Consider the following 3,094-nt stretch of genomic DNA (forward strand, 5'->3'; position numbering starts at 1 on the left):
CGAATGTTCGAGTTGTACTCGACGTGAGCGGTGTTGATGGTGATACCGCGCGCTTTTTCTTCCGGAGCCGAGTCGATCTTGTCGAACTCAACGACGGCCGAACCGAAAACTTCGGAGCAGACGCGAGTCAGCGCTGCAGTCAGAGTAGTCTTACCGTGGTCAACGTGGCCGATAGTGCCGACGTTAACGTGAGGTAGCGAACGATCAAACTTTTCCTTAGCCATCGATACAGTCCTCCGCAGAAGAAATTGTCATACAGCCTATAAAACAAAGGCAGATATTTTCATATCTGCCTTGTTTATATGGAGCTCTTGAGCGGACTTGAACCGCTGACCTCACCCTTACCAAGGGTGTGCTCTACCAACTGAGCTACAAGAGCGAAACACTTTGCGCAACAACAGCAAACTTGGAGCGGGTAGCGGGAATCGAACCCGCATCATCAGCTTGGAAGGCTGAGGTTCTACCACTAAACTATACCCGCGGAGCTTGCGGCTCTCGCTAAAACTGGTGGAGGGAGAAGGATTCGAACCTTCGAAGCTCTCGCAACGGATTTACAGTCCGTCCCCTTTGACCGCTCGGGAATCCCTCCAGATGTGGCCGGCATTCTATTTGTCTGCCGCCCCAGTGTCAAGCGTTTTTTCAAATTTTTTCAATCAAATCTGAAACTTAGCTGCTTTGACACCGCTTCCAGCTCTACCACCTCAGTGGTGTTCCCTGTGAAGCGGGCGCCATTCTATCAAGCTATTCAGCAGTTGCAATACCCTCGCACAAAATAATTTTGTGTTTTAAGTCTTTGAAATCCTTGGAAAGAGTCGAGAGCACCGCAGGGTCCAGCAAACGCTCGCTTTCAGGGGCTACCTTGAGCCAGAAGCCTTCGGCGCCCGGCAGCTGCCCAACTACCGGCAGGGCGACGATATCCAGACTGACCAGGCGCTGACGCAGGGCATCGAGCTGCTCGCGAGCCGCCAGACCACCCACTACCAGGCATTCGTCGCGCCGCCTGGCAGGTGCCGCAGCCCCGGTCTCGCGCAACAGGCGTATTTCCTGCTGGGAGCCTTTGTACAACGACAACGGGGCGACTTCCTTGACCTTAAGCGGAGCTTCCTGCTGGTGCCACACGTAATAAACGACGTTGAGCACTACCAACAGCAGAAACAACCAGCGCATAGTCACCTCGACTCAATTGGGCAGGCCATGGCCAGGCCGACAAAGACCAGATCCGGCACGATCCGCGCCTGAGGTGCGGCGTCCTGCACCAACGGCGCATCACCTCCGGTCAGGAAGACCGTGAAATCCTCACCCCAAAGCGCCCTCGCCTGCTCGATCTGGGTACGGGCAAAGCCCTGGAGCATCAACACGCAACCACGCTCGACCGCTTCGACGGTGGAGCGCCCCGGTGCCAGACTGCCCAGGGCACGCTCGGCCGAGGCATCGTCATAGCGGATTCGCCGGGTGTGGGTGCGCAACTGGCTACGCATCAGCGGCATGCCCGGACAGATATACCCACCGAGGTGCTCACCGTCGGCCGCGACATAGTCGGCCTTGGCCGCAGTACCGAAATCGATGACCAGGCAGGCGCGACCCGCCAGGTGATAGGCGCCCAACGCGCCGAGCCAGCGATCCATCCCCAGGCGCTGGTAGTCCTCGTAGCCATTGCGAACGCCGGCCATTTCCTTCACTGGCTGGGCCACACTCACTTCGACCCCGAACGAAGCCAGGATCAACGCACACAGCGCCGAAGTCTCTTCTTCACTGCGTACGCTGACCATCCGGCAGCCGATCAGGCGCAGGGATGATAGCGCCGCGACAGCCGCAACCAGCGCCTGGTCGGAGTCGACGATACCGCCAACATTGATGGTGGCGTCGGCCGCATGGATGACGCGCCACTTGATAAAGCTGTTTCCGCAATCGAGCTCAAGAATCATCACGCAACCTCAGACTGAGCTCGCCACCGCTGAAGCTCTTTTCCACACCATCCACCTCGAGACGCAAGCCGCCCTGCCCATCCACGCCCAACGCCACCCCATCGATGCGAGTGGTGCCGGCGACCAGCGAAACTTTCCGCCCCTGCCACAGGTGCGCCTGCTCCCATTCTTCCTGGAACGCGGCGAAACCATAGCGGCGATGACGGGCCAGCTCATGCTGCAGCTGCTGACTTAGCTCCGCCACCAAGCGGTTGCGATCCACCAACTGTCCGGTCTCGCCGCGCATGGAGGTCCAGGGTTGGTCGATCCGCTCCCCGCCCTGCATGTTCACGTTGATACCGATACCCAGCACCACATGGCAGACATCCGCCGGATCGCCGACCAGCTCCAGGAGGATGCCGGTGATCTTGCGCCCGCTGGCCAGGACATCATTGGGCCATTTCAGCCCGACATCCTTCAGGCCGAACGTCTTCAGCGTGCGCATGACCGCCAGGCCAACCACCAGGCTCAATCCCTCGAGCTGGCGCATGCCGCCATCGATACGCAGTACCAGGCTGTAATAGAGGTTTTCAGCGAACGGACTGACCCATTGGCGGCCACGACGTCCGCGCCCAGCGCTCTGGCGTTCGGCCAGCACCAGGAACGGCGCCGCCTGCCCTTGGGCGGCAAGCCTCAGACCCTCGGCATTGGTGGAGTCGATGGTGTCATGAATGAAAGCCGGCCACGGCTCGCCCTCCGAAAACCCGGCGATCGCCTGAGATTCAAGCAGGTTCAGTGGCGCTGCCAACTGATAGCCACGGCCGCGGACCTTGTGAATGGTCAGGTTCAGTTCGCTCTCAAGGTGCTGCAGCTGCTTCCAGACGGCGCTGCGGCTTACCCCGAGGGCGGCCCCCAGGGCCTCTCCGGAATGGAACCGGCCATCCTTGAGGAGATTCAACAACTTCAGCATGCCAGTCTCGACTTGGAATAAGGCTGGCATGATAGCCACGCCCCGAGGGCTTGCATAGGAAAAGGGCTACCGCCACCCCCACAGCCGACGCGATCCCTGTAGGAGCGCCGGTAAGGCGTTGATGTTGGAACGCGGAAAAGACAAAACCCCTACCTGCTCGCGCAGATAGGGGTTTTGCGAAATGAATCTTGACGATGACCTACTCTCACATGGGGAAGCC

General features: G+C 59.5%; 4 protein-coding genes and 3 tRNA genes. All 7 read right to left on the reverse strand.

The genetic code is table 11. The annotated features are described in order from the left end of the window. Positions 1 to 224: GTP-binding protein (locus ACVWZ5_RS25450; RefSeq protein ID WP_036986584.1), on the reverse strand; the 224-nt coding region annotated here is incomplete at its 3' end. A gap of 79 nt (positions 225 to 303) precedes the next feature. Beyond that, positions 304 to 379: transfer RNA gene (locus ACVWZ5_RS25455), tRNA-Thr, on the reverse strand. Between the two features lie 28 nt (positions 380 to 407). Continuing rightward, positions 408 to 481 (reverse strand) — tRNA-Gly (locus tag ACVWZ5_RS25460). Positions 482 to 505: 24 nt separating this feature from the next. Then, a tRNA-Tyr gene (locus ACVWZ5_RS25465) sits at positions 506 to 589 on the reverse strand. Between the two features lie 152 nt (positions 590 to 741). Beyond that, positions 742 to 1,167 carry a hypothetical protein gene (locus tag ACVWZ5_RS25470; protein WP_062575364.1) on the reverse strand — a complete coding sequence of 142 codons (426 nt, stop codon included), beginning with the start codon at positions 1,165 to 1,167 and terminating at the stop codon, positions 742 to 744. Positions 1,168 to 1,169: 2 nt separating this feature from the next. Then, positions 1,170 to 1,925: a pantothenate kinase gene (locus ACVWZ5_RS25475; RefSeq protein WP_062575365.1), complete on the reverse strand. Its 756-nt coding sequence runs from the start codon at positions 1,923 to 1,925 to the stop codon at positions 1,170 to 1,172. After that, positions 1,915 to 2,874, reverse strand: coding sequence for a bifunctional biotin--[acetyl-CoA-carboxylase] ligase/biotin operon repressor BirA (gene birA / locus ACVWZ5_RS25480; protein ID WP_028692321.1), 960 nt, complete (start codon positions 2,872 to 2,874; stop codon positions 1,915 to 1,917). Before birA ends, ACVWZ5_RS25475 begins: the two co-directional genes overlap by 11 nt. Positions 2,875 to 3,094 lie beyond the last annotated feature (220 nt).

The organism is Pseudomonas sp. TE6283 (genome assembly GCF_054060555.1).